Here is a 23372-nt window from a genome sequence, read left to right on the forward strand (position 1 = left end):
CTAGTTTATTAATAATTATTGGAATAGTTAATCATATTCTGTTATAATCTAGACAGAGAGACTACATCATGATTTTCATCCTACAATAATTGTAATCGCTTACAATAGTGAGGAGGAATTCACGAATGAGGTATGAAAGTCCAAACACGGAAGGTTCTCTAGTAAGTTTCAAGGAAAAGTATGACAACTTTATCGGAGGAGAATACCATCCTCCCGTCCAAGGCAAATACTTTGAAAACATCAGCCCTGTTACAGGGAAGGTCTTCTGTGAAGTGGCCAGGTCAAGTAAGGAAGACGTTGAAATTGCTATTGATGCTGCACATTCGGCAAAAGACAGCTGGGGGAAAACATCGGTTGCTGAAAGGTCAAATATTTTAAATAAGATTGCTGATCGTATTGAAGAAAACCTGGAAATGCTCGCTGTGGCGGAAACATGGGATAATGGAAAAGCAGTCAGGGAAACATTGGCAGCAGATCTGCCGTTGGCTGTTGACCATTTTCGCTATTTTGCTGGTGCGATTAGAGCTCAGGAAGGTGGCATCAGTCAAATTGATAATGATACTGTGGCCTACCATTTTCATGAACCGCTTGGGGTAGTGGGGCAAATTATTCCATGGAATTTTCCGATACTAATGGCAACATGGAAATTGGCCCCGGCATTGGCGGCAGGAAACTGTGTCGTCTTAAAGCCTGCTGAACAGACACCTGCATCCATTCATGTACTCATGGATGTGATAAGAGATCTTCTTCCGCCTGGTGTCATTAATATTGTAAACGGATTTGGGGTGGAAGCTGGAAAGCCACTGGCATCGAACAGCCGTATATCAAAAATTGCTTTCACAGGGGAAACGACTACAGGCCGTCTGATCATGCAATATGCATCGGAAAATATTATTCCGGTTACGCTGGAACTGGGTGGAAAATCACCAAATATTTTCTTTGAAGATGTCATGGATGATGATGACGGTTTCCTTGAGAAAGCGATTGAAGGAATGGTTATGTTTGCCCTAAATCAGGGAGAGGTCTGTACCTGTCCATCACGTGCCCTTGTTCATGAGTCAATATATGACAAGTTCATGGAAAAAGCGATTGAAAGGGTAAATCAAATTAAAATCGGACATCCGCTTGATACAGATACAATGATGGGGGCTCAAGCTTCCGAGGAACAGATGGAAAAGATCAAATCCTATCTGGACATCGGCAAGGAAGAAGGAGCAGAAGTCCTTGTAGGCGGAAATGTCAATAAGCTGGATGGTGAACTTGAAGCTGGTTATTATGTGGAACCGACTATTTTTAAAGGGAATAACAAAATGCGTATTTTCCAGGAAGAAATTTTTGGTCCTGTGCTTTCTGTTACAACGTTCAAAGATAAAGAGGAAGCGATGGAAATCGCCAACGATACACTTTACGGTTTAGGAGCGGGAATATGGACAAGAAACATCAATACTGCCTACCGTTTCGGTCGTGGAATTGAAGCGGGGCGTGTCTGGACGAATTGCTATCACCAGTATCCTGCCCATGCAGCGTTTGGTGGATATAAAAAATCCGGAATTGGCCGTGAAAACCATCTTATGATGCTAAGCCATTACCAGCAAACGAAGAATTTGCTGATTAGCTATAGTGAAGGTGCTGCAGGACTATTCTAGGCAAACGAGGAGTATACAATTTTTTATCTGCCCAATTGTTGATAGTATCCGCCTAAAGGCTGCCCCCATGCCAAGAAATCATTAGAGAGGGTGTAGAAAAATGGTCGATCGCGTAATTGCCACCGAAGAAGCTTTACACCTTATTGAACGATTAAAAGAAATTCATGGGCCACTTATGTTTCACCAATCAGGTGGCTGTTGTGATGGCAGTTCACCAATGTGCTATCCACTTGGTGAATTTCGTACGGGCGAATCTGATATATTGTTGGGGGAAATAGGGGAAACACCTTTTTATATATCCAAAGACCAATATGAATATTGGAAACATACACAGCTTATTATCGATGCGGTTAATGGAAGAGGTGGTATGTTTTCACTCGAAGGACCAGAAGGAAAACGTTTCTTATCAAGGTCCCGTTTGTTCACGGAAGAAGAGAATAAAGAATTGGCCGAAAAATAAGTCTGTCGCTAAATCTTCTTTACAAACAGGAGATTTGGCGATTTTCTTACCCACAGCTTAACAAGGGGATAAAATGAATAACTTTCCTCTTGTAATTAACAGAAAATTCATGTAAAATTAATTAACTGAAAATTAAGATTGGCGAGACGCAAGATTAAATCGGGAGGTGGAATAGATGGTAACTGTCAAAATGCTTAAACCGTATTATGTTAAGACAGAAGAAAAATATGTCCGAATCATACTTGCATATCAATATTTTTCAGTCGTGATCAATAAGAAGGTTTATCAATTCATTCCAGTAGAATCCAATGAAATCCGGATTAATCGAAGAACGCAGATGGTAGAAAATACCGAAGCAGTCTTCGCCTTTCAAAACGGTAAGGACATCGTCAACGTCTCAATGTCCAAACTCATCTCCATCCCTGATTTTCTTAACCAGCTGCATTCTATCGCTGAATCGTATTACCACACGGAAGCAAGTTTGCGTAAAACAGACCAGGAAAAAGCTATTCATCTTTTCATTGATGAGCTGGAAAGAGATAATATAAAAAGACTTATAGATATGACGCTTGATTCCCGTGATGAAGAGATGTTCTATTCGTTAACGAAATTATTATAAGCAAAAAATCTACTCCAGATGAACAGGAGTAGATTTTTTTGGCAATCGCCCAAAAGGCTTGGTGCACGCTAAGTTTTCCGAATTTATTTAATTTGGGTTAAAACGTCGGTTACTTTTTTCGTTGCAAGTGCTTTTTCTTTGTCCTGTATTTGCTCTACCATCAGGGCAATGATAATATTCTTGTCGTCAGTCGGATATCCGACGAACCAACCGTTTTCAGCCCCGGATTCATCATCGTTTGTCAGCTTTAATTCGGCAGTTCCAGTCTTACCTGAAATAGGAAAATCAGCTTTCTGTGCATCTCTGGCCGTACCCTCCGTTACCACTTTTCTTAATATATCCTGAATCGCAGCAGCATGCTCAGCTGAGATTAACTCTTCTTTCCATACTTGGGAAGTCTCTTCACTTGCCAGTAAGGTTGGCTTTAACATATTTCCTTCATTCAGGAACGTCGTATACGTTGCTGCAAGATGTAAAGCGCTCATTTCCAGCTCACCCTGACCGTAACTGGTGTTTGCCAGCAATACTTCATCGTCAAGGTTTCCGCTTGATGAAATGGTAGACATCGTGATTGGATATTCATATGGCAGCTCCTCACCAACGCCAAAATCCTGCATACCGTTGACAAGCGCATCAGCTCCCATTTCAACTGCTTTTCTGGCGAAGAAAATGTTATCGGAACGAATGAGTGCATCCTCCAGGTCAACCGGACCATTCGATGTTGAGACCCTTGTGACCTCATAATTGCCCCAGCCTTCACCATTGCTCCATGTGTATCCTTCTATTTCCATTCCTTCACCAAGCTCAATACTTCCGTTGGCCAATCCGATTGCACCAGTAACAGGTTTGATTACAGACCCAGGTGCATAAGTTGATGCAAAGCGGTTAATCAATGGATTTTGCTCATCATTATCAAGTTGCTCCCAATAATTTCCGGAAGTACCGTATAGAATTTCATTAGGGACAAACGAAGGACTGCTGACTAATGCTAGTGTTTCTCCAGTTTTTGGATCAACTGCGGCAGCTGTACCAGCATCTTCGCCATAGGAGCTGAAAAGTTTTTCCTGAACATTCACATCAATGGTTACGGTTATGTTTTCACCGTCCTCTACAGGCGTTTCGGCAAGCAAAATCTCATCCTGTCCTTCTTTGTTAATAACAATTTTGACTCCTCTTTTTCCTTTCAGCTGTTGTTCATAATGCGCCTCAAGGCCACGTGAGCCAATTTTATCGTTCGGTCCATACTCATCCGGATCGACACCTTCCATATCCTCCGCGTTGATATTGCGGATATAACCAACCAAATGGGCGGCTGCCTCACCAGCTGGGTAGACACGGCCTGTAATTTCTCGGTGGTCAACCCCATCGATGGCCATCAGATCTGCAAAAAGTTCTTCATCTGGAAGAATATTTTTTAGTGGGACATAAAGATTATCCTGCACCCAGCCCGCATTGAGAGAAGAATCAATGGACTCTACGCTGATGCCGAGCAATTCAGCAATTTGTTGTTTTGCCTGATCTGGATCAGGGCCCAAATTCCCGGGAACGACGCCAATTTCATATAATTTGTCATTTATTGCGAGTGGCATTTGATTTCGATCAAGAATTTCTCCGCGTTTTGGTGTAGTAGTCTGAATACTGATTTCTCCACCATCTTTCAGATCAGGGAAAATAAATCCTGGGTCCCATTCGACATACCAGTTCAGATTTTCCTCTTCAGGATCTTCCACCTGCTGAACCAGTGTAGCCTCATAATCATAAGAAATATTCCCTGCCATTGAATCCATCGTAACGGAGAAAGGAATGACTGCTGTTCCTTCTTCCATGGCGGATTCAGTTTCCTCTTCATTCAATTCTTCAAATTCTATTTGCAGATCAGATACGTTCAGATCCTCATAAATTTTCTCTGTTCGCTGAGTTGATTGGTCTTGTGGGTAGGACTCTGTTGCAGTTTCAGAGAACATCCCGTACATATTTTCGTAATCCTGTTCACTCCAGTGGGTCACATACTCGTTAAATCGTTCGTTAGGTGTCGCTTGCTCGTCATTGGAACATGCAGCAAGTATAAATGGAATAACAAGTAACAATACGATTCGCTTCATAAAAAATACCCCCAATTTTTATTCTATGTAAAGTATATCATTATCTATTACAAATACTTTACATTTTGTACATAAGAAGAAAAGCCACGCTGTCTCATAATTCACAGGTGACTTTTCTTTTATATACTTAATTTGCTTCCATATGGTCTGTAATTTCGCTCGTAATTCGATTGAACTCAGAATCATCGACTATATAATACCATACACCGTTAATTGTCTGGCCTGAACCATTAATCTCCATGGTAGTAACATTTTTACGTGCTCCAGCATAGTCGGTGAACAGTGTTTGCATTTTTTTCATATCCAAATCGGTCTGAACATTGCCTCCTAGAATATCTAATATTTCACCAAATTTTGTAATGCTTGAAAAACTTGCAGCTTCATTCATAGCAGCCGTAATAACCTTCCGTTGACGATCATTTCGCCCCATGTCCCCACGTGGATCCTCATAGCGCATACGGATATAACTCAGAGCTTGTTCGCCATTTAGATTTATTTGTCCTTCAGGGAATGAATGTCCATCACTGGAGAAAGCTAAGCTGTTGTTGACAGTAACCCCACCTAAAGCATCGATGCCCTGTTTAAACCCTTCCATATTGACTCGTGCGTATGAATGAATTGGGAGGTTAAAGTTTTCCTCCACCGTCTGCACCGACAAGTCTGTTCCACCGAATGCATAGGCATGATTGATCTTATCCTTACCGCGTCCAGGGATATCCACATAAGTATCTCTTGGAATACTCAGCATGATCATCGACTCTGTATCCGGGTTAACAGACAGAAGGATCATCGTATCGGAACGTCCTCTGTCTCCAGAACGTTCATCCACTCCAAGCAGCAGCACATTAATGGAATCTGTTTCCTGGAATCGTTGCTGAATTTCTTTTTGTCTTTCCGGGTCATCATCCCTTGCCAGTGGATTATGCATGGTTTCAATAGTAGCTCCAACCTCATTCCACATGTAAAAAGCAAAACCACCAATAAGTAAAATCAGTACAAGAAATATCCCGCCAACCCAATAGGGCCATTTACGTTTTTTCTTATTTTGTCTCTTCTCAGTTCTTGATAACACTCGTATTCTCCTCTGTAATTAATATCTATCCAATGATGGATTATAAGACTAATTAACCATAAATCTTGTAAAAAATTATCGAATCTTGGGTAAATTATATATTAATTAGCAAATATAGTCTATGAAAATTACAGAAATTAGTAATGATAATTTGGTTTTTTACCGATGTTGCGTGTATGTTGCCTTAATCACAATGCAAATATAAACGGGGTGAAAAATTAATTATTTTTCACCCCCACAGATTAAAACCTTGTTAAATATTATAGTAGTAAAGACAGCTGATTACAATTTATCTTCTTTATCAAAAACGGGCATTGCTGTAATTATATAACGGTCAGGTGCATTGCCAATGAAAGAAAAAGGATAGCATGTTGTAAGTGTAAGTACTTCTTCATCATGTGGAACAATAATCGTACGGTCATCTGCATCGACAATCTGAGTTTTGGTAATTTCATAGGAAAAGTCACCATACGGTAATTGAATCGTTAAAATGTCTCCGATTTCCAGTTCTCCCATCCTGCGAAAGACGGTGTCACGATGACCCGACAATACGATTTGTTCGTTTTGCAATGGATATGCAGTACCTGCGTAGTGCCCAACCCCTTTTGCCAGCTCATCTTCGTGTGTACCTTCCACAATGGGGAGGTCGGATTCCAGTTTAGGGATATGCAGCAGGCCGACTGTCTCGCCGGTTTCGGGAATGAAATCCTCTGGCGGCTCTTGTATAACTGAATCGATTTCGCTCGTTCCGGGAGTCTTATCATTTAGTAAAGACTGCGCCTCAGCCATGGTTTCTTTCTGTGCATTTTCTGTTTCATACCATTGAAATCCACCATAAGCCAATATCGCCAATCCAACAGTAATTAGCAAAAAAGATAAGCTTTTCATAGGACATGCTCCTCATGTTCTTAATAAGGATTAGTATATTAAAAAAAATTAAAAGTGGAAAGGGATAATCAAGAAAAGTCTATATATTTTCAGAAAGTGCATGATTAAAGGGATTTGTCGTTCTTTATAAAGTTTATTAAATCGTTAAAATAATTGAAAATATAAGTAAATCAAAGTAAATAGGAGTATTATCAAGAGTGTTGTTCTTAATAACATAAAAATGGCTGTTTTTGAGGTTTTTCATTCTAGGAAAAATAACCTATACTTCAATTAATCGTTCGTTATAACAAACAATAATCATGTTTATAAAGAACGAAACATTATGAGTGAGATACATAAGAAAGGAGGACCATCGCTGTGGCAAGTCTAGTTCGTTAACAATCTACTTCTATTGTACTGGAATAAATGTCAACAGTACAGAGAAACACACACCAGCATTTCCAAACAGCGAAGATCAAAAGCAAAAGAAGTTTCGTGCATTACTAAAAAATTATAAATCAATTGGAGGAATTTGAAGATGAGTCTTAAGAAAAAATTAGGTATGGGTGTAGCAACAGCAGTATTGGGATTGGGATTAATCGGTGGAGGAACGTTTGCTTATTTTAGTGATACAGAGGAAACGAATAACACGTTTGCTGCTGGAACACTGGATTTAGCAGTTGATCCAACAACAATTATTGATATTGATAACTTAAAGCCTGGAGATGTTATGATTCGTGAGTTTGTATTGGAAAATGAAGGTAGCTTAGATATTTCTACGATCGATTTATCAACTGTATATGAAGTAATTGATGTAAATAATGACAATGGGGATGACTTTGGTAAGCATATTAAAGTTCTATTCCTTGAAAATGCAGACAAAACTGGGGATGGTTGGCGTATTGGAGATCATAATGATGTAATTTCTCAAACAACTTTATATGATCTTCAACATATGACTCCAGACGCGGTTGAAAGTGTTCAAAGTTTCTGGGCTTATTGTTTAGGATTGAATGGTGAAGATAGCGGCCTGCCAGCAGGTACCAGTGACCAGATGTACGTAGCATTCGAATTTAATGATAATGGTGAAGATCAAAATGAATTCCAGGGTGATTCATTAGAGCTTCAATGGACATTCGATGCTCATCAAACAGAAGGCGAACATAGATAATTTAAGAGCGGAGGAGAACGTCCCTCCTCCTACATAAGCATCATAAAAAATACCATAATCATAAATGTAATCTAGTTTAACTAGTAAAACCTTGGGAGGGAATTTCATTGAGCATTAAAAGGAGTTTAATCATCAGCTTCATCACTGCTGCATTAGGAATCAGCTTAGTAACGGGTGGCACTTTTGCCTACTTTAGTGATACAGAGGAGGCAGGAAGTACCTTTGCAGCTGGACTGTTGGACTTGGGGCTAAACAAGGAAACGATTATTGAAATTACAAATCTTGTGCCAGGAGATACGGTCAATGGAGAATTTGAACTTACAAATGATGGAACAGTTGACATGAAGGAAGTGAATTTATACTCGTCCTATGAAGTTATTGATGAGGGTCTGAATAATGGCGGTGATGATCTAGGTAATCATATATTTGTGGAGTTTGTACATTATGAGAATGGTGAAGAGAATGTGTTGTTCAAAAAGCGACTTTCCGAATTAACGGATGACCCGACCAAGATTCTAGAAAATTTTGAGGCGGAAAGTAACCCAAGGACGTTCTCGGTTCGGTTTAGTTTTGAGGATAATGATAAGAATCAGAATCATTTTCAAGAGGATTCCTTAAAATTGAAATGGGAATTTGAAGCAATTCAAGGAGATGGAAAAGAGAATCTTCAATAAATTATAATGCTTGTTTAAAACTTCCGTGCCTCTACAGGTATCAAAATTGATGAAAAGGATGATCAATATCCTGGAAGTAACCTGGAGCAGAGGGAGAGTGTACATACTCCTACTCCCTCTGTAATTTATATCTATTCAAAAGCATATAACAAGTAGTTCTTTACTTTTGAATAAGTATAAAAATGCAGACATTCAGAAAGGCGGAGATATGCTTGAGAAGCAGCCGTTTAAATAAATTCAAACAAAAGAATCAATTGTTTTTATTGCTATTAAAAGCTTCATTCGTTTGGTATATTTTACTTTTTTCGAGTGGTTATTTAGCAACAGATACTGCAGCATATTTTACTGCGTATCAGGAAACATCCGGTATGGTGTCAGTTGGTAAATGGGAAAGTCCTGAAGAGAACAGCACCTTGCGTTTTGTAACCAAAGGGAATAAAAACATAAAAGCCTGCGAACCTGTAATTATTGCTGCAGAATTGAAAAATGATGGGCCAGGAGATATGAAGGAAAATGGTTCATATGACGTGTATTATATCGAAAACGGAAACCCGGAAAAACATGGAGAAAAGCTAGACCTTCATGAAGAGGAAGGGATAATTAGCTCAGTTAGGAATGGAGAAACAGTTACACTTACGCATGAAGCAAGTAAGCCAGGCGTCTATGTTTTTTCAACGAAAGAGATCGCAAGTGATACCGACAGCAAAATTATTTGGAGTAAGTGGACAATTGTAAACTGTCCTTCGTCAAACAGTGCTAAAGAAGAGCAGAGCAGTGAGGGCTCTAGTTCAGTACCTAATGAAGCAAATGAAGCAGAAGAATCAGAAATACAAGAAAAAGAGGAAGATAACAGCGTAGAACAAGTCGAATCAACAGACATAAATGAATCTACTGAGTCATCGGCGGACGAACAAGAAAGTGCGGAAGAAGACACGACAGATATGAATCAAACGGAAGAGAAAGTTGAAGCAGCGGTCGAAAGTGATGTGCCAAGTGTTGAAGAGCAAACAAATCAAAAAGATGAAGATACGACAAATGAACAGGACGGTGGGGAAGAATGAAAATTAGGAAGGCCTTAAAGTGGGCAAACCGAATTGTTACTAGTGTTCTTATGATTTTATTGATAGGGGTAGCTGCTATTGTACTATCAAACAAACTGTCAGGCGGGGATCCTGAAGTGCTTGGATATCAATTGAAGACGGTGCTTTCCGGGTCAATGGAACCTGGTATTCAAACCGGATCCATCATTGCTGTAAAGTCACTGACAGAGGAAGAGAAAGCTAGTTTTGCAAATGGCGATGTAATCACGTTTATGGAAGAAGACAACAAGCTAATTACCCATAGAATAACAGAGGTTACCACAACAGAGAATGGCGTTCTATATACAACAAAAGGGGATAATAATAATGCAGCGGATAAGACCCCTGTTATAGCAGAAAATGTTGTAGGATCATATAACGGATTCACAATCCCTTACGTCGGCTACTTAATAAATTTTTCGCAATCTCCAAATGGAAGCATAGTATTTATGATCATTCCTGGGTTTCTGATGTTAGCATACTCAGGGGTCACCATTTGGAAAACAATAAGACAACTTGATGAAAAAGATAAAATAGCAGATGCTAAATAAGCATCATGGCACTAAGCGAGGAAGGTGACTCATGAAAATAAGGGGAATTGTAACATCGCTTCTGTTTGGGATTAGCATTATTTATATGGGTATCGCAACGCATTCCACTGTTTCTGCCGAAGGAGAAATCACCATTGAGATTTTACCTGAGGAAGTATTATTCAATATTGATAATATGAAACCTGGTGATTGGGCTCCAAGGTCTGTCGTCATTCAAAATAATGGATCATTAGATTTTGCTTATGATGTCTCGGCGAAGCCTTCTGGTGATACATTGAAACTATATAACGAACTGTTGCTGGAAATCAAAGATTCAGAGGGAGTGTTATTCAATGGGACATTGAAGGATTTTCAAGCATTATCACCTCGCATTCTGAAAAGTTCCAATGAAGAAACACTGGATTTCACGATTCGTTTTCCGGAACATCTCGGTAATGACTTTCAAGGGCTAGACGCTAACTTCTCGTTATTTTTTACAGCAGAAGGTGAAAATAACGAAAGAGACGAGCAGTATATTGCTGGTGTAATCAGCAGCGGAGGCGGGTCAATCGGTGGTGGTTCTCCACTGCCAGAAACAGCAACAAGTATATTTAGCTTTATCTTAATTGGTATTGTAATAATGTTAAGCGGAGGAATATTACTATTATTCACCAGGAAAAAGACAGCCGAATAAATGAAGTATATGCACCTCCAAAACTAGTGCCCAACTGACAAAACAAGTCACACAATTAATGTGAATTGTATAGTATGATAGTCTTACAAAATACTGATATCCCCAGAAAAAGGCAAACTTATTGAAAAATAAGGACGCAAAGTCACAGGTCTAAAGCACGATGTCAGGATGGCTGGATTATCTGGATAATAAGATGGGGGACTTAATTCTTGGAAAAAATGATGGAGAACGTGGCTGTTGATGAAGAATGGGTGGCTTTAATAATAGATGCTAAAAAAATGGGGATACCGCTTGAGGAGATTAGACAGTTTCTGACTAGTTCAGGACAAAAGGCGTAAATTTCATGAATTACCGTACTTTATATAGAACTTTCCATTGTGAATATGGTATAATTCGCAGTGAAAGTAGGTGAAGGACTTGATCGGTGAAAAAATAAAGAAATTACGCCAGGAAAAACGAATGTCTATTTCGGAATTAGCTGAAAAAGCGGGAGTAGCGAAGTCTTATTTAAGTTCGATTGAACGAAACCTCCAATCCAATCCATCGATCCAGTTTATTGAAAAAATCAGTGCTGTCCTAGGTGTATCTGTAAACGATGTAATTAATGAAAATGACCCAAAAGATATAACAGAACTTGACAGCGAATGGATGCAAATTGTGCAGGAGGCTATGGAATCCGGAGTTTCCAAAGAACAGTTCAAGGAATATCTGGAATTTAATAAATGGAGACAGAAACAGGATAATTAAAGATTTCTAACCGTCGGGCTGAAGAGATTAACGGTTTTTTTGGCAGGTATATAAACTTGCCAGCCTGTAAGTGCGACTAAAGCATGTTGAAAGCCAAAAAAAATTAGAAAGTATATAATTTTTCCCTGCCACGGTGACCTTCACTGTGGTATTTTTTAAGTTCTGTTAGGTTCATGAAAACATCATTAGGGTTGAAAGCATGAGCAGATGTAAAAAAACAGAGTGGAATTTTTTCAGTAAACGGATATACTATTATAGTAGCTTTAGTTTGCAAATGACACGGCCGGTTTTTTTCTAATATTCAGTAATGAAAGTTTGGGAAATTTTTATGAGAAAATTTATAGTTTGGCTGCTGCCAATAGGGTGGATGAGTATTATCTTTTATTCTTCAGCAACTCCGTATGAGGAGCAGGATATCAAACCCTTTTTAGGCACAATTGTTGATTTCAGTTTTCTGGAACCTTTTGTTGACTGGATTTCTTTCACTTATAACCAGTCTATTGTTAGTGTAGAAGAGTTGGGTATTCATGGATTTATAGAATTTTTCATACGAAAAGGTGCCCATATTGCCGTATTTTTTCTGCTGACTTGCTTTTTCTGCTTCGCTTTCAGAAAAACGACAATGATCAGAGAAAGAATGATTTTCATATTTTCATTTGTACTGACCGTTATTTATGCCGTTTTAGATGAACTGCATCAGGGTATTACCCCTAATAGGACACCATATGCTGGTGATGTTCTGCTTGACAGTTTCGGTGCCTTTATCGCGGTTATATGTATGATACTCCTTAATCGTTATCGAAAAATAGGAGCCTGAACCCGACAAAAGTAAAATATTTTATCGAAGGATATAGTAAAGAAAACAAAACATTTTTATTTTCTGCAAGATTCGACACATATCGATCCAAATTTGTGTTACAGTTCTTTTAAACTAAAATGTGATAAGTAACTTTAATACTAGTAAAAGGCGGTAATGAAATGGTAGAGCAAGAAAAGTATAAAAATATGCTGCAAAGAATAATTGAAGAAACAGAGAATCAAAACATTCGTTCCTCCGAACAATTAATAAAAATGCTAATCAGTGAACTGTCCAATAATGAAAGCCTGGAAAAATATACGCACTCGGTGGCAAAAAAAAGAACTGCATTCTGATTGAATACAGTTCTTTTTTTAGTCGCTTTCTGCCGAGGTGGCATCCCTTTCAACATATTTCGATGGCACTGTGTTCATTTCAGCCTGGTCATTTGTCAGGTCAATAATCCAGTCTTTAAATGCATTTGCTTCTTCGTCTTCCACAAATACAATAAACTCGACGTTTTCAAGGTAATTAATTGTTTCCAGAATGTGTTCCGAGTTTCTAAGCACATTTTCCAATTTTCCAAGCAAACCATAATCGACTGTAATCGAAAAACCTTGCATTAGCTGTCTCTTTACCACGCCGGTAGTTTTAATGGCCTGGGAGGTTGTACTCCCATAAGCACGAATCAATCCTCCTGCACCCAATTTGATTCCACCAAAATATCTTGTTACAACGACTGCAGTATCTTTCAGGTTTTGTTTTTTTAGAACTTCCAATATTGGTACGCCTGCGGTTCCGCTTGGCTCCCCGTCATCATTTGCTTTTTGGATTTGGTCATTCTCACCTATAATATATGCAGAACAATTATGTGTAGCATCACTATGTTTTTTCTTTATTTCCTGGATGAACTCCTGGGCTTCCGTTTCCGTTTCCACTCTTTTAACATAACCGATAAACCTAGATTTTTGAATGATAAGTTGATCGTTTCCTTCTTTTTTTACGGTAAAATAGTTTTTCAGCATATTGATTTTCCCACCTTGTAAGCACATGATATTAAAAGCACACGATGTTAACAAATAAATTGCATCATATGATAAAATTTAATAGAAATAGTGATTTTAGATTAATTTTTGCAAAATATAGGGACAAGACCCTATAAAAAAAAGAACTATATACGTATAACTATAACATAGGTTGGTGGAAAACTATGGCTGTTAAAGCAAGTGAAAAGGCTTTGGACCATGTCATTGATGAGATGATCGAGGTCGTTGAGAACAGTAAGGATGAAATTTTCAATATTAGTGAAGAGGCTCGGAAGGAACATGAGCATCTTGTTAGAGAGCTTAGAGATACGAAAGAAAAAGTACAGCGACATATTGAAAATGGAGATCAGCTTGAAGAGAGAGTTCGTTTTTCACGTCAGCGCCTGGCTGAAGTAAGCAAGCATTTTGAACGTTACACAGAAGATGAAATACGCGAGGTATATGAAAGTACACATTTAATGCAGACAAACCTTGCCATGCTGCGTCAGGAAGAAAGGGTACTACGGACAAAGCGCGATGAACTGGAAAGAAGATTAATCACTTTATCCCACACCATCAACCGGGCCGAAGGGTTAGCTGGAAAAATTTCAGTAATACTTAATTACCTGCAAGATGATTTCAGACAAGTGAATGAAATGATTGAAAATGCGAAAGAAAAACAGGAATTTGGGCTGAAAATTATTGAAGCCCAGGAAGATGAGCGCAGGAAAATATCAAGAGAAATCCATGATGGACCTGCACAAATGCTTGCGAATATATTGCTGCGTTCTGAACTTATGGAGCGAACAATCCGTGATGGTACAGCAGAACAGGCAATAAATGAAATACGTAGTGTAAAAGAGATGGTTCGGTCTTCGTTATATGAAGTCAGAAGAATCATTTATGACCTCAGACCGATGGCATTGGATGATCTGGGACTTGTGCCCACAATTAAAAAGTATGTGGACAATATATCGGATTACAACAAGATAACCATCGAGTTCAGTGTGCTTGGAGAAGAAAAACGTCTTAATCAAAAATATGAAATAGCGTTCTTCCGACTGATGCAGGAATCGCTTCAAAATGCAATCAAACACAGTGAAGCAACCCTGATTCAAGTGAAACTGGAAATACTTAGAGACAGCCTGACGATGCTTATAAAAGACAATGGCAAGGGGTTTGATATGAGTGTCAAAAGAGATAAATCATTTGGGCTGATAGGTATGAGAGAAAGAGTTGAAATGCTGGAAGGTCAGCTTAAAATTCAGTCTGCAATTGGAAAAGGAACAACAATTATCATAAAAGTTCCATATTCCAAACCATAAGTATATAATAGTTTCAAAAGATCATACCTAAAAGAGAGAAAATGTATATCCATCATATAATATGTAATAGATCAAATAGAAGAAACGGTATGTGGGAGGAAATTTAATAAATGAATAAAGAAAAAGAAATTCGAATTGTTTTAATCGATGATCATAAATTATTTCGCGAGGGTGTAAAGCGGATACTGGAATTCGAACCATCATTCAATGTGGTGGCAGAGGGCGATGATGGTACGGTCGCATCAAAGCTGGTAAAGGAAAATAACCCGGATGTTGTATTGATGGATATTAACATGCCAGAAATAAATGGCGTGCAGGCTACTGCCGATTTAGTCAGATACTTTCCAAACTCCAAAGTAATCATCCTTTCTATTCATGATGATGAAAGCTATGTGACACATGCTTTGAAGACAGGCGCACAGGGTTATTTACTTAAAGAAATGGATTCCGATTCTTTGATTGAAGCAATTAAAGTTGTCAGCGAAGGCGGCTCTTATTTGCATCCAAAGGTAACACATAATCTAGTAAAAGAATATCGTCGACTTGCAAAGGAAAATTCATCGAGCATTTCGGACAAGGGTATTGAATACCGGAAGCCTCTCCACTTGCTGACGAAGCGTGAGTGTCAGGTTTTGCAGCTGCTTGCAGATGGTAAAAGCAATCGTGCAGTAGCAGAAACACTGTATATCAGCGAAAAGACAGTTAAAAACCATGTGAGCAACATTCTGCAAAAAATGAATGTCAATGACCGCACCCAGGCGGTTGTATCAGCAATCCGCAAAGGCTGGGTGGAAGTAATCTGAATTACGCAATTACATAAAAAATCTCCTGCGTTTTATTCTGCCAGGGGATTTTTTTGGGGCTAATAACCGTGTCTGAAGAGCAAATAAAATATTCTTATTTGCAAACGAGTACTGACACTCACCTAAAACTCTGGCAAGCGCGAGGTTCTCTAGTAGGCAAGGGAAATTTTAGGTGATTTTTCCATAGGTTTCATGTAAAATATAATGACGTAGAGTTCATCTTGCGGTAGAGGAGAAGATAGAAATGAAGCTTGCTGTAATGACTGATAGCACAGCGTACATACCCTCTGACGAGAGAGAAAAACTTACGATTCATATGGTTCCGCTCACTGTTACTTTTGATGAAATATCCTATGAGGAAGAGATAGATATTACGGCAGAAGAATTTTATGAAAAAGTGAAAGCGTCAAAGGAACTGCCTACAACGTCACAGCCCTCTATCGGTTATATAACCACGAAGCTGGAGGAGCTTGCAAAAGACTATGATGCCGTGATTTCTGTTCACCTATCCAGTGGGATAAGTGGCACATACCAGGCTGTAGTTACTGCAGGGGAGATGGTGGAAGGAATTGATGTATATGCCTATGATTCTGAGATGAGCTGTATGGTACAGGGATTTTATACTTTGGAAGCTGCCGAAATGGCAAAGCAAGGGAAGAACCCCAAAGAAATACTGGAACGCTTGGATGCGATGAAAGCAACTATGAGAGCTTACTTTATGGTTGACAATCTGGAAAACCTACATCGCGGTGGACGTTTAAACGGTGCTCAGGCACTGGTTGGAAGTCTTCTGCAAGTAAAGCCTATCCTTCACTTCTCGGATAAGAAAATTGTTCCGTTCGAAAAAATACGTACGCGCAAAAAAGCAATCAGCAGAATTGTGGAGATGCTTGAAGCTGACGCTGAAAAAGGAAGAGACCTTCGCATTGCATTTATTCATGGTAATGATGAAGCAACTGCTATCGAATTACGGAATGAATTCGGACGGAAATATCCCTCCATGCAAACATCGATCAGCTATTTTGGACCTGTCATCGGTACCCATCTCGGGGAAGGTGCCGTTGGAATAGGATGGTATGTGAAGTAGTGTGACTTCAGGAAATTGCCAGGCTGTACATGGATGGCAATTTCTTGAGTATATTTAGAAAGTGAGTGATGTGAGTGAAGCAGAATCATGCAATACCTTCCCTTAAAGACCTTACTGAACAATTCTCCGGCAAACTCCTTCTCAGAGAAGAAATTCCACTTGAAACGCATGCATTTCAACAACTCTTATCCTCTAAATTGCTGACAGCAAAGAAATCCATTCTTCGAAAACAATTCAATTTTCAATGTCAACGCTGCGGAAATCAAAAAACGCATCTATTTGCAAAAATTCCTTGCCAAAAATGTAGTCGCAGACACGTGTATTGCCGCAAGTGTATTGAAATGGGAAGAACGAGCGAATGCGAGATGCTTTATTACTGGACAGGCCCTGAGTCTCAATGGACCAAACATGACGATCCATGCTCATGGCAGGGGGAGCTTACATCCGTGCAGCAAAAAGCTGCAGAACGAATTGTGGCTGCAATTCAAACAATAGAACAGGAGCTGCTTGTTTGGGCTGTTTGCGGAGCGGGAAAAACGGAGATGCTTTTTCCGGGAATTACAGATGCATTAAAACACGGCAAGCGTATCTGTATAGCGACACCTAGGGCTGATGTTGTCCAGGAACTGCTTCCCAGGCTGCAGAGGGCTTTTACAAAAGTATCTATTCAAGCGTTGTATGGGGGAAGTAATGATAAACAGGGAACCGCACAATTAATGATTGCCACCACACATCAGCTGCTTCGCTACCAGGCTGCATTTGATGTCATGATTATTGATGAAATTGATGCTTTTCCATACCATGCAGATGAATCATTGTCTTTTGCGGCCAGACGTGCCAAAAAAAACCAGAGTACAACAATCTATTTGACCGCCACCCCACGTAAGCAACATAAGGCCTTGATCAACCGAAAAAAACTTCCGCATGTTTTTGTTCCGGTCCGTTTTCATGGTCAACCCCTGCCGGTACCGAGAAAAAAGATGTGCTTTGGCTTAAAAAGAGACCTCCACAAAAATTTTCCCCCATCCCCATTTTTCAAATGGATGAACAGCAGACAAAATCCCGACAGGCAACTTCTTATATTTGTACCAACCATATCACTCGCAGAAAAATTGAAGGATAATGTCTTTAAAATCCTGCAGCAGGAAGGTCAGATACATTCAAAGGAAAAACTGCAATATGTACATGCCGCTGACCCTGACAGGGAGAACAAAGTACAGGATTTCAGAGAAAGGAAGATTTCTGTCTTGATTACAACAACGATTCTTGAAAGAGGGGTGACCTTTCCATCTGTAGACGTCGCAGTTTTTGATGCAGGCCATGAAGTATTTGATGAAGCCGCACTTGTCCAGATAGCGGGGAGAGCCGGAAGAAGTCCAGATGATCCAACCGGGGAAGTGATGTTTTTTCACGATGGGAAAACAGAGAATATGGTGCAGGCAATCGAATCAATAAAATCGATGAATAAGAGGGGAGGTTTCGCTCGTTGAATTGCCTTTGGTGCTACAAGGAAATTATCCCTGAAATAACGTGGTCAAATCTATTTCAGATGGACAGGCCGAAGCCTTTATGTGCTGGCTGTGAAGAGAAATTAGTGTTGCTTGAAGGTCCACGCTGCAGCAAGTGCAGTCGTCAAACGGATGATAAGATATGTGCTGACTGTCTTTGGTGGAAAGGTAACGACCAACTTGATCCAATTGAATTCAATTATTCGATATTTCCCTACAACAGTTTGATGCAAGAGATTATAGCCAAATGGAAATATCGCGGTGATTATATCCTTGGCGAAATTTTTAAAACATACATGGTCGATGCATTTCAAGAGAAGTTTTCCAAAATCAAAAAGGAAGCGTATGCAGTACCAATCCCTTTAAGTGAAGAACGGGCAAAAGAAAGAGGGTTTAACCAGGCGGCAGTATTGGCGAAATATCTTCCAGTAAGAAATGCTGACATTCTATCAAGGAAACACGGAGAAAAGCAATCGAAGAAAAAGCGAATGGATCGAATTTATACGGAGAACCCCTTTTTTATGGAAACGACTATTAACAAACTGGTGATTCTTGTCGATGATATATATACAACCGGAACAACTTTACGCCATGCAGCATCTATGCTGAAAAGCCACGGATGCCAGAAGGTTTACGCTTTCACATTGGTTCGTGGTTAGAACTAGTTATGCTATAATTAATGGAAAGAGGGAATACGAAAATGGCTGAATTAGCAAATTGCACCCGTTGTGAAGCAGTTTTTGTAAAAAATTTACGGGATATATGTCCAAACTGTTATAAAAAAGAGGAAGAAGCATTTCAGAAAGTCTATAAATTTTTAAGAATAAGAAAAAATAGAGAAGCAACATTAATAGAGATTGTGGAAGCAACTGGAGTGGAAGAGACTTTGATCACTAAATTCGTGAAAGAGAAACGTCTTCATGCTGCAGATTTTCCTAAACTTGCTTACCCTTGTGAAAACTGCGGGGCAAATATTGTTTCAGGAAAACTTTGCATCTCCTGTGCCGAAGAATTAAAAAAAGAGTTGGCAGCATTTGAAGAAACTGAAAAAATAACGGAAGAAGTGCGCATTAGAGAAGCTTCAGGCAAGAGTACCTATTATGCGATGGAAAAACATAAGAAATAAATACACTAAACTATTTGTGTAACGAGCCGATAATAGAAGTAAGATCAATTGTCCGCAGATTATTTTGAACAGGGAGAGGTGGAGCTCAAATGAAAATTAATGGACCAAATCATACGAACTTCAATCCATATAAACAGCAAATACAAAAACAGACAGAAGTGAAAAAGGATATTCAATCGAAAGACCAGATTGAAATATCTAGTCAGGCAAAACAGCTACAGGAGAATGAAAAAGTAAGTGAAGAGCGCGCAGCCTATGTACAGGAGATAAAACAAGCAGTTGATTCAGGCGAATATAGCGTAAATCCGGAAAAAACCGCACAAAAAATGCTTGAATTCTGGTCGAAATAGCTTTTTTTGCAATGCATAGGAGGAGGGCTTCATATTGTCCGTTCAATTAATCATACAGTCAATGGAGGAGCTCGTGAAAATACATGAGGACTTATTATCCGTTTCCACTGAAAAAACAAGTACAGTCAAAGAAGGTTCAATTACTAACCTGCAGGCTCTATTAGTAAAGGAACGCAAAATCATCCGAATTTCCGAGCAAACAGAAAAGAAAAGGCAGGCTGCAGTGGAATCTTGGTGCAAAGAGAACAAGGCGAAGGCAGAAGAAGCGACAATAACCAATATTCTTCAAAAAGTCCAGGACCAATCAGAACAAGTGAGACTTGAAAATGCCGCGATAAAACTGACAGAGGTTATTACAAAGCTGAAGCAGCAGGAACAGTTGAATCATGTACTCATTAGTCAGTCCATGCAATTTGTTCAACTGTCCATGGATTTAATGAGTCCTACTTTAAAAAATATGAATTATGGAGTCAATAAAGAAACGAACGTCTCAAGCCGATCTGTTTTTGATTCCAAGGCTTAGATTATCGAGTAGAAGGAGCAAGGCAAATGAGTACTTTTCACGGTTTGGAGATGGCAAGACAAGCATTGTCCACACAACAGTCCGCATTATATACAACTGGTCATAATATAGCTAACGCCAACACGGAAGGCTATACAAGGCAACGGGTTAATTTTGAAACCTCTTCAGCATATCCGGCAGCATCACGTAATCGTCCCGAAATTCCAGGACAGATGGGGACAGGGGTAGAGGCAGGAACTGTTCAGCGTATCCGCGATCAGTTTTTGGATTCTCAATTTCGCAGTGAAAATAGTACTTCAGGATATTGGACGACCAGATCTGAAGCACTTAGCCGGATGGAGACACTTCTTAATGAACCATCGGAAACTGGGTTATCCACAACAATCGATCAATTCTGGCAATCGCTGCAGGACCTTGCCGTCAATCCGGAAAACTCAGGTGCACGGTCTGTCGTGCTTCAACGAGGACAAGCATTGGGAGAGACGTTTAACTATTTCTCTGAATCACTGACAACGATTCGTAAGGATTTGGAAGCTCAAATTGAAGTAACCGTTAATGATGCCAATACTTTACTTGAAGGAATTGATGAACTCAATAATCAGATCAAAAATCTGGAAACACATGGTTATGCCGCAAATGATTTGTATGACCGCAGGGATACAATGATAGACCAGTTATCAGAAATAGTCAGTATCAATGTCGAATATGATACGAGTCATATTCCAGACAAAAAATCGGGTGATGGCGTTGCTACAATCAGTATTGTTAATGATACAGGGACTGTTATGACAGAGATGCTCAATGGAGTGACCGGAGAAGTGAAACTCTTTGAATCAGTCTATACAGATGCAGAATCATTATCGGTTATTGATAAGATTACCGCTGATGGTGCTGATGCTGGAATCATGTCTACAAATGGCTCCCTTAAAGGGCTGATAGATGCTTATGGCTATACGGATGGATCGAGTGCTGCCGGAGATTACCCCGAGATGATCCGTCAGCTGGATGAAATGGCATATGAAGTAGCGACAGCCTTCAATGCACAACATCAGGAAGGACAAATAGGTTCTGGGGCGGATGCAGCCGATGGGGATTTATTCTTTACTGATTTTGGCGATGGGGAAAATGCACATATTGGTGCAGCAGCTGCAATTTCTGTATTGCTCTCTGACGGAAGCCAGATTGCAACAAGTTTAAATGGAGATTCCGGAAACGGTGATAACGCGTTGAAGCTTGCAGCAGTATTCGATAATCCGGCCACCAACCTGGACGGTGCGTCCATTAAAGACTTTTACGAATCACTTATCGGTGATCTTGGGGTGACTGCAGAGCATGCAAACCGCATGACGGCCAACACCGGCACACTGCTGGATCAGGTGGAGAATCAGCGTCTGTCAGTAAGTGCAGTATCGCTTGATGAAGAGATGACTAATATGATTAAGTTCCAGCATGCATATAATGCAGCTGCCAGAAACCTGACAGCGGTAGATGAGATGCTAGATCGAATCATAAATAATATGGGATTAGTAGGAAGGTAGGCGATCACAATGCGTGTAACTCAAGGAATGTTATCAAATAATATGCTTCGGAATTTAAATAACAGTAATTCAAAAATGAGTTCGTATATGGATCAATTAAATACCGGGAAGAAGATATCCCGTCCTTCCGAAGATCCTGTGGTTGCCATGAAAGGCATGGGCTATCGTACAGAATTGGTAAGAGTGGAACAATTCCAGAGAAATACGAACGAAGTGCATAACTGGATGGATAATACCGACTCGGCACTGGATCAGGCTACTTCTGCAATGCAGCGTATCCGGGAACTTGCCGTACAGGCAAGCAATGGAACATATGACAAGGAAGAGCTTGCAAACATAAGTGAAGAAGTCAATCAGCTAAAAGAACATCTCGGTGAAATAGCTAACACAAATGTAAATGACAAATATATTTTTAATGGAACAAAAACAGATACACCACCGATAGACCCGGAAACAGGTGCTGTAGACTTTGCAACTTCAGAAGTGCTTATTGAAGTGTCAAGCGGTACCACATTAAAAGCAAATGTCAGTGGAGAAGATGTCTTCGGTGGGGAACCAGGAATATTTAATGCAATCGATGGATTTATAGATCGCTTAGACACTGGTGAAGAAATTGATTCAAGTATTGCAGAAATTGATGCAGGGATTAATAACATTATTAATTCTCGTGCTGAATTGGGTGCAAGGATGAATCGTCTGGAGCTTGTTGAAAACCGTTTGGGTCAACAGGAAGTCATCGCGACACAGACAATGTCGAATAATGAAGACGTTGATTATTCAGAAGCAATTATGCATTTGATTACACAGGAGAGTCTTCACCGTGCTGCATTATCTGCTGGATCAAGAATTATTCAGCCTACCTTGGTCGACTTTTTGAGATAAGCAATCAATAAACCCTGGCCCAAAATAGGGGCGAGGGTTTGTGTTTTTTCAGCAGGGAAACCATCATTGCAGCGAAGGCGCTCGCTCTACGGCGTACGCAAATTCCTTCGTTTTCTAAAAGACAAGCATATGGATTACGGATAGGAAAATGAATTTTCTGAAGGGAGTTTGAAGGATGAAATTACCTCAAATCCGAATGCAATCACAAATGGCCCAAATACAGATACAAAAAACGGAAGGACAGCAGCAAATTTCACAGCCGCATGCAGAGCTTACAATCCGGCAACCAAATGCACAGGTTTCTATTCGAACTAACCCAGGAAAACTGCACATTGATCAGACACAAGCATGGGAAGACATGAACCTGATGCATATTACGAAGCGAAACAAGAAATTTGCTCAGGAAGGTGTCAATTCGCTGATGCAAGGAATTGCAAGAAGGGCAAGACAGGGTAATGAGCTGATGCGGATAGAAAATGGTGGTAATCCGCTTGTAAGTCAGGCAGCGCAAAATAGCTCTACCCCGATGAAATCACTTGGTATACAGTTCATTCCTTCGCACTTTTCGGTCAAAACAAGCTATCAACCTGCAGAAGTACAGATAGATGTGCAAACGAATAAACCTGTTATCGAAGCAAATGCAAGAAAACCGGAGTTCAATTATCAAAGAGGCACAGTGGAAACCAGCTTAAAACAGCATCAGGAATTGGAAATAAGTTTTACCAATCTTCTCGTATAGGAAAGGATG

The 23372-nt window shown here is 39.7% G+C and carries 27 protein-coding genes and 1 riboswitch; of the genes, 23 read left to right on the top strand and 4 right to left on the bottom strand.

The features are described 5' to 3' along the window. Window positions 1–125: 125 nt before the first annotated feature. The 3 genes from adh (at window position 126) to A4245_RS07350 (ending at window position 2725) form a co-directional block, all read left to right on the top strand. On the top strand, window positions 126–1646 hold the full coding sequence (adh, locus tag A4245_RS07340) for an aldehyde dehydrogenase (protein WP_067727072.1): 1521 nt from the start codon (window positions 126–128) through the stop codon (window positions 1644–1646). A gap of 100 nt (window positions 1647–1746) precedes the next feature. Continuing rightward, complete coding sequence (locus A4245_RS07345; protein ID WP_067727073.1) at window positions 1747–2106, top strand: DUF779 domain-containing protein; 360 nt, start codon at window positions 1747–1749, stop codon at window positions 2104–2106. Window positions 2107–2281: 175 nt separating this feature from the next. Then, window positions 2282–2725, top strand: a complete 444-nt coding sequence (locus tag A4245_RS07350; protein WP_067727074.1) for an IDEAL domain-containing protein — start codon at window positions 2282–2284, stop codon at window positions 2723–2725. An 83-nt stretch (window positions 2726–2808) separates the two neighbouring features. Here the strand turns inward: A4245_RS07350 and A4245_RS07355 are convergent, their stop codons facing one another. From A4245_RS07355 to A4245_RS07365, 3 genes are all read right to left on the bottom strand, one after another. Next, window positions 2809–4827 carry a penicillin-binding transpeptidase domain-containing protein gene (locus A4245_RS07355; RefSeq protein ID WP_067727075.1) on the bottom strand — a complete coding sequence of 673 codons (2019 nt, stop codon included), beginning with the start codon at window positions 4825–4827 and terminating at the stop codon, window positions 2809–2811. A gap of 127 nt (window positions 4828–4954) precedes the next feature. Then, window positions 4955–5899 (bottom strand): LCP family glycopolymer transferase, encoded by a 945-nt coding sequence (locus tag A4245_RS07360; protein ID WP_067727076.1) that lies wholly within the window; start codon window positions 5897–5899, stop codon window positions 4955–4957. Window positions 5900–6181: 282 nt separating this feature from the next. Beyond that, on the bottom strand, window positions 6182–6787 hold the full coding sequence (locus tag A4245_RS07365; RefSeq protein ID WP_067727077.1) for a class D sortase: 606 nt from the start codon (window positions 6785–6787) through the stop codon (window positions 6182–6184). A 517-nt stretch (window positions 6788–7304) separates the two neighbouring features. Between A4245_RS07365 and A4245_RS07370 the strand changes: the two genes are divergently transcribed. The 9 genes from A4245_RS07370 (at window position 7305) to A4245_RS20340 (ending at window position 12813) form a co-directional block, all read left to right on the top strand. Beyond that, entirely contained in the window at window positions 7305–7937 is a 633-nt protein-coding gene (locus A4245_RS07370; RefSeq protein WP_067727078.1) for a TasA family protein, read from the top strand. A 107-nt stretch (window positions 7938–8044) separates the two neighbouring features. Then, window positions 8045–8611 carry a TasA family protein gene (locus A4245_RS07375; protein WP_067727079.1) on the top strand — a complete coding sequence of 189 codons (567 nt, stop codon included), beginning with the start codon at window positions 8045–8047 and terminating at the stop codon, window positions 8609–8611. A gap of 212 nt (window positions 8612–8823) precedes the next feature. After that, window positions 8824–9672: an amyloid fiber anchoring/assembly protein TapA gene (gene tapA / locus A4245_RS07380; protein ID WP_067727080.1), complete on the top strand. Its 849-nt coding sequence runs from the start codon at window positions 8824–8826 to the stop codon at window positions 9670–9672. Continuing rightward, a complete protein-coding gene (gene sipW / locus A4245_RS07385) occupies window positions 9669–10241 on the top strand; it encodes a signal peptidase I SipW (protein WP_067727081.1) in 573 nt (190 codons plus the stop codon). The genes tapA and sipW overlap by 4 nt, the downstream gene beginning before the upstream one ends. Before the next feature lie 31 nt (window positions 10242–10272). Further along, window positions 10273–10914, top strand: a complete 642-nt coding sequence (locus tag A4245_RS07390) for a TasA family protein (protein ID WP_067727082.1) — start codon at window positions 10273–10275, stop codon at window positions 10912–10914. A 101-nt stretch (window positions 10915–11015) separates the two neighbouring features. After that, window positions 11016–11099, top strand: a riboswitch (cyclic di-GMP riboswitch). 33 nt (window positions 11100–11132) lie between these two features. Further along, complete coding sequence (locus A4245_RS19655; RefSeq protein ID WP_157087682.1) at window positions 11133–11252, top strand: anti-repressor SinI family protein; 120 nt, start codon at window positions 11133–11135, stop codon at window positions 11250–11252. 79 nt (window positions 11253–11331) lie between these two features. Next, the gene (locus tag A4245_RS07395; RefSeq protein ID WP_067727083.1) at window positions 11332–11661 is read left to right on the top strand and encodes a helix-turn-helix domain-containing protein; all 330 of its coding nucleotides are present in this window, start codon (window positions 11332–11334) and stop codon (window positions 11659–11661) included. A gap of 328 nt (window positions 11662–11989) precedes the next feature. Further along, the gene (locus A4245_RS07400; RefSeq protein WP_067727084.1) at window positions 11990–12478 is read left to right on the top strand and encodes a VanZ family protein; all 489 of its coding nucleotides are present in this window, start codon (window positions 11990–11992) and stop codon (window positions 12476–12478) included. 161 nt (window positions 12479–12639) lie between these two features. Next, window positions 12640–12813 (top strand): hypothetical protein, encoded by a 174-nt coding sequence (locus tag A4245_RS20340; RefSeq protein WP_199860660.1) that lies wholly within the window; start codon window positions 12640–12642, stop codon window positions 12811–12813. 18 nt (window positions 12814–12831) lie between these two features. Here A4245_RS20340 and A4245_RS07405 read toward each other — a convergent pair whose 3' ends face one another. After that, window positions 12832–13482, bottom strand: coding sequence for a YigZ family protein (locus A4245_RS07405; protein ID WP_067727085.1), 651 nt, complete (start codon window positions 13480–13482; stop codon window positions 12832–12834). Window positions 13483–13667: 185 nt separating this feature from the next. Here A4245_RS07405 and A4245_RS07410 point away from each other — a divergent pair, with 185 nt between their 5' ends. The 11 genes from A4245_RS07410 to A4245_RS07460 all read left to right on the top strand — a co-directional run bounded on the left by A4245_RS07410 (window position 13668) and on the right by A4245_RS07460 (window position 23363). After that, window positions 13668–14807, top strand: coding sequence for a sensor histidine kinase (locus A4245_RS07410; protein WP_067727086.1), 1140 nt, complete (start codon window positions 13668–13670; stop codon window positions 14805–14807). A gap of 110 nt (window positions 14808–14917) precedes the next feature. Next, window positions 14918–15610, top strand: a complete 693-nt coding sequence (locus A4245_RS07415; RefSeq protein ID WP_067727087.1) for a response regulator — start codon at window positions 14918–14920, stop codon at window positions 15608–15610. Window positions 15611–15854: 244 nt separating this feature from the next. Then, a complete protein-coding gene (locus A4245_RS07420) occupies window positions 15855–16697 on the top strand; it encodes a DegV family protein (RefSeq protein WP_067727088.1) in 843 nt (280 codons plus the stop codon). A gap of 446 nt (window positions 16698–17143) precedes the next feature. Continuing rightward, the gene (locus tag A4245_RS07425) at window positions 17144–18187 is read left to right on the top strand and encodes an ATP-dependent helicase ComFA (protein ID WP_324609844.1); all 1044 of its coding nucleotides are present in this window, start codon (window positions 17144–17146) and stop codon (window positions 18185–18187) included. Further along, window positions 18184–18864: a ComF family protein gene (locus A4245_RS07430; RefSeq protein WP_067727090.1), complete on the top strand. Its 681-nt coding sequence runs from the start codon at window positions 18184–18186 to the stop codon at window positions 18862–18864. The genes A4245_RS07425 and A4245_RS07430 overlap by 4 nt, the downstream gene beginning before the upstream one ends. A 41-nt stretch (window positions 18865–18905) precedes the next feature. After that, window positions 18906–19331 (top strand): TIGR03826 family flagellar region protein, encoded by a 426-nt coding sequence (locus A4245_RS07435; RefSeq protein WP_067727091.1) that lies wholly within the window; start codon window positions 18906–18908, stop codon window positions 19329–19331. An 89-nt stretch (window positions 19332–19420) separates the two neighbouring features. Next, window positions 19421–19681, top strand: a complete 261-nt coding sequence (flgM, locus tag A4245_RS07440; RefSeq protein ID WP_067727092.1) for a flagellar biosynthesis anti-sigma factor FlgM — start codon at window positions 19421–19423, stop codon at window positions 19679–19681. Window positions 19682–19715: 34 nt separating this feature from the next. Beyond that, entirely contained in the window at window positions 19716–20204 is a 489-nt protein-coding gene (locus A4245_RS07445; protein ID WP_084268726.1) for a flagellar protein FlgN, read from the top strand. Window positions 20205–20230: 26 nt separating this feature from the next. Beyond that, entirely contained in the window at window positions 20231–21742 is a 1512-nt protein-coding gene (gene flgK / locus A4245_RS07450) for a flagellar hook-associated protein FlgK (RefSeq protein ID WP_067727093.1), read from the top strand. A 9-nt stretch (window positions 21743–21751) separates the two neighbouring features. After that, window positions 21752–22624, top strand: coding sequence for a flagellar hook-associated protein FlgL (gene flgL / locus A4245_RS07455; protein ID WP_067727094.1), 873 nt, complete (start codon window positions 21752–21754; stop codon window positions 22622–22624). Between the two features lie 175 nt (window positions 22625–22799). Further along, a complete protein-coding gene (locus tag A4245_RS07460; protein WP_067727095.1) occupies window positions 22800–23363 on the top strand; it encodes a DUF6470 family protein in 564 nt (187 codons plus the stop codon). The last annotated feature ends 9 nt before the right edge of the window (window positions 23364–23372 follow it).

Origin of the sequence: Oceanobacillus damuensis (genome assembly GCF_001618145.1) — a bacterium.
In the GTDB taxonomy this organism is placed as follows: domain Bacteria; phylum Bacillota; class Bacilli; order Bacillales; family Amphibacillaceae; genus Oceanobacillus; species Oceanobacillus damuensis.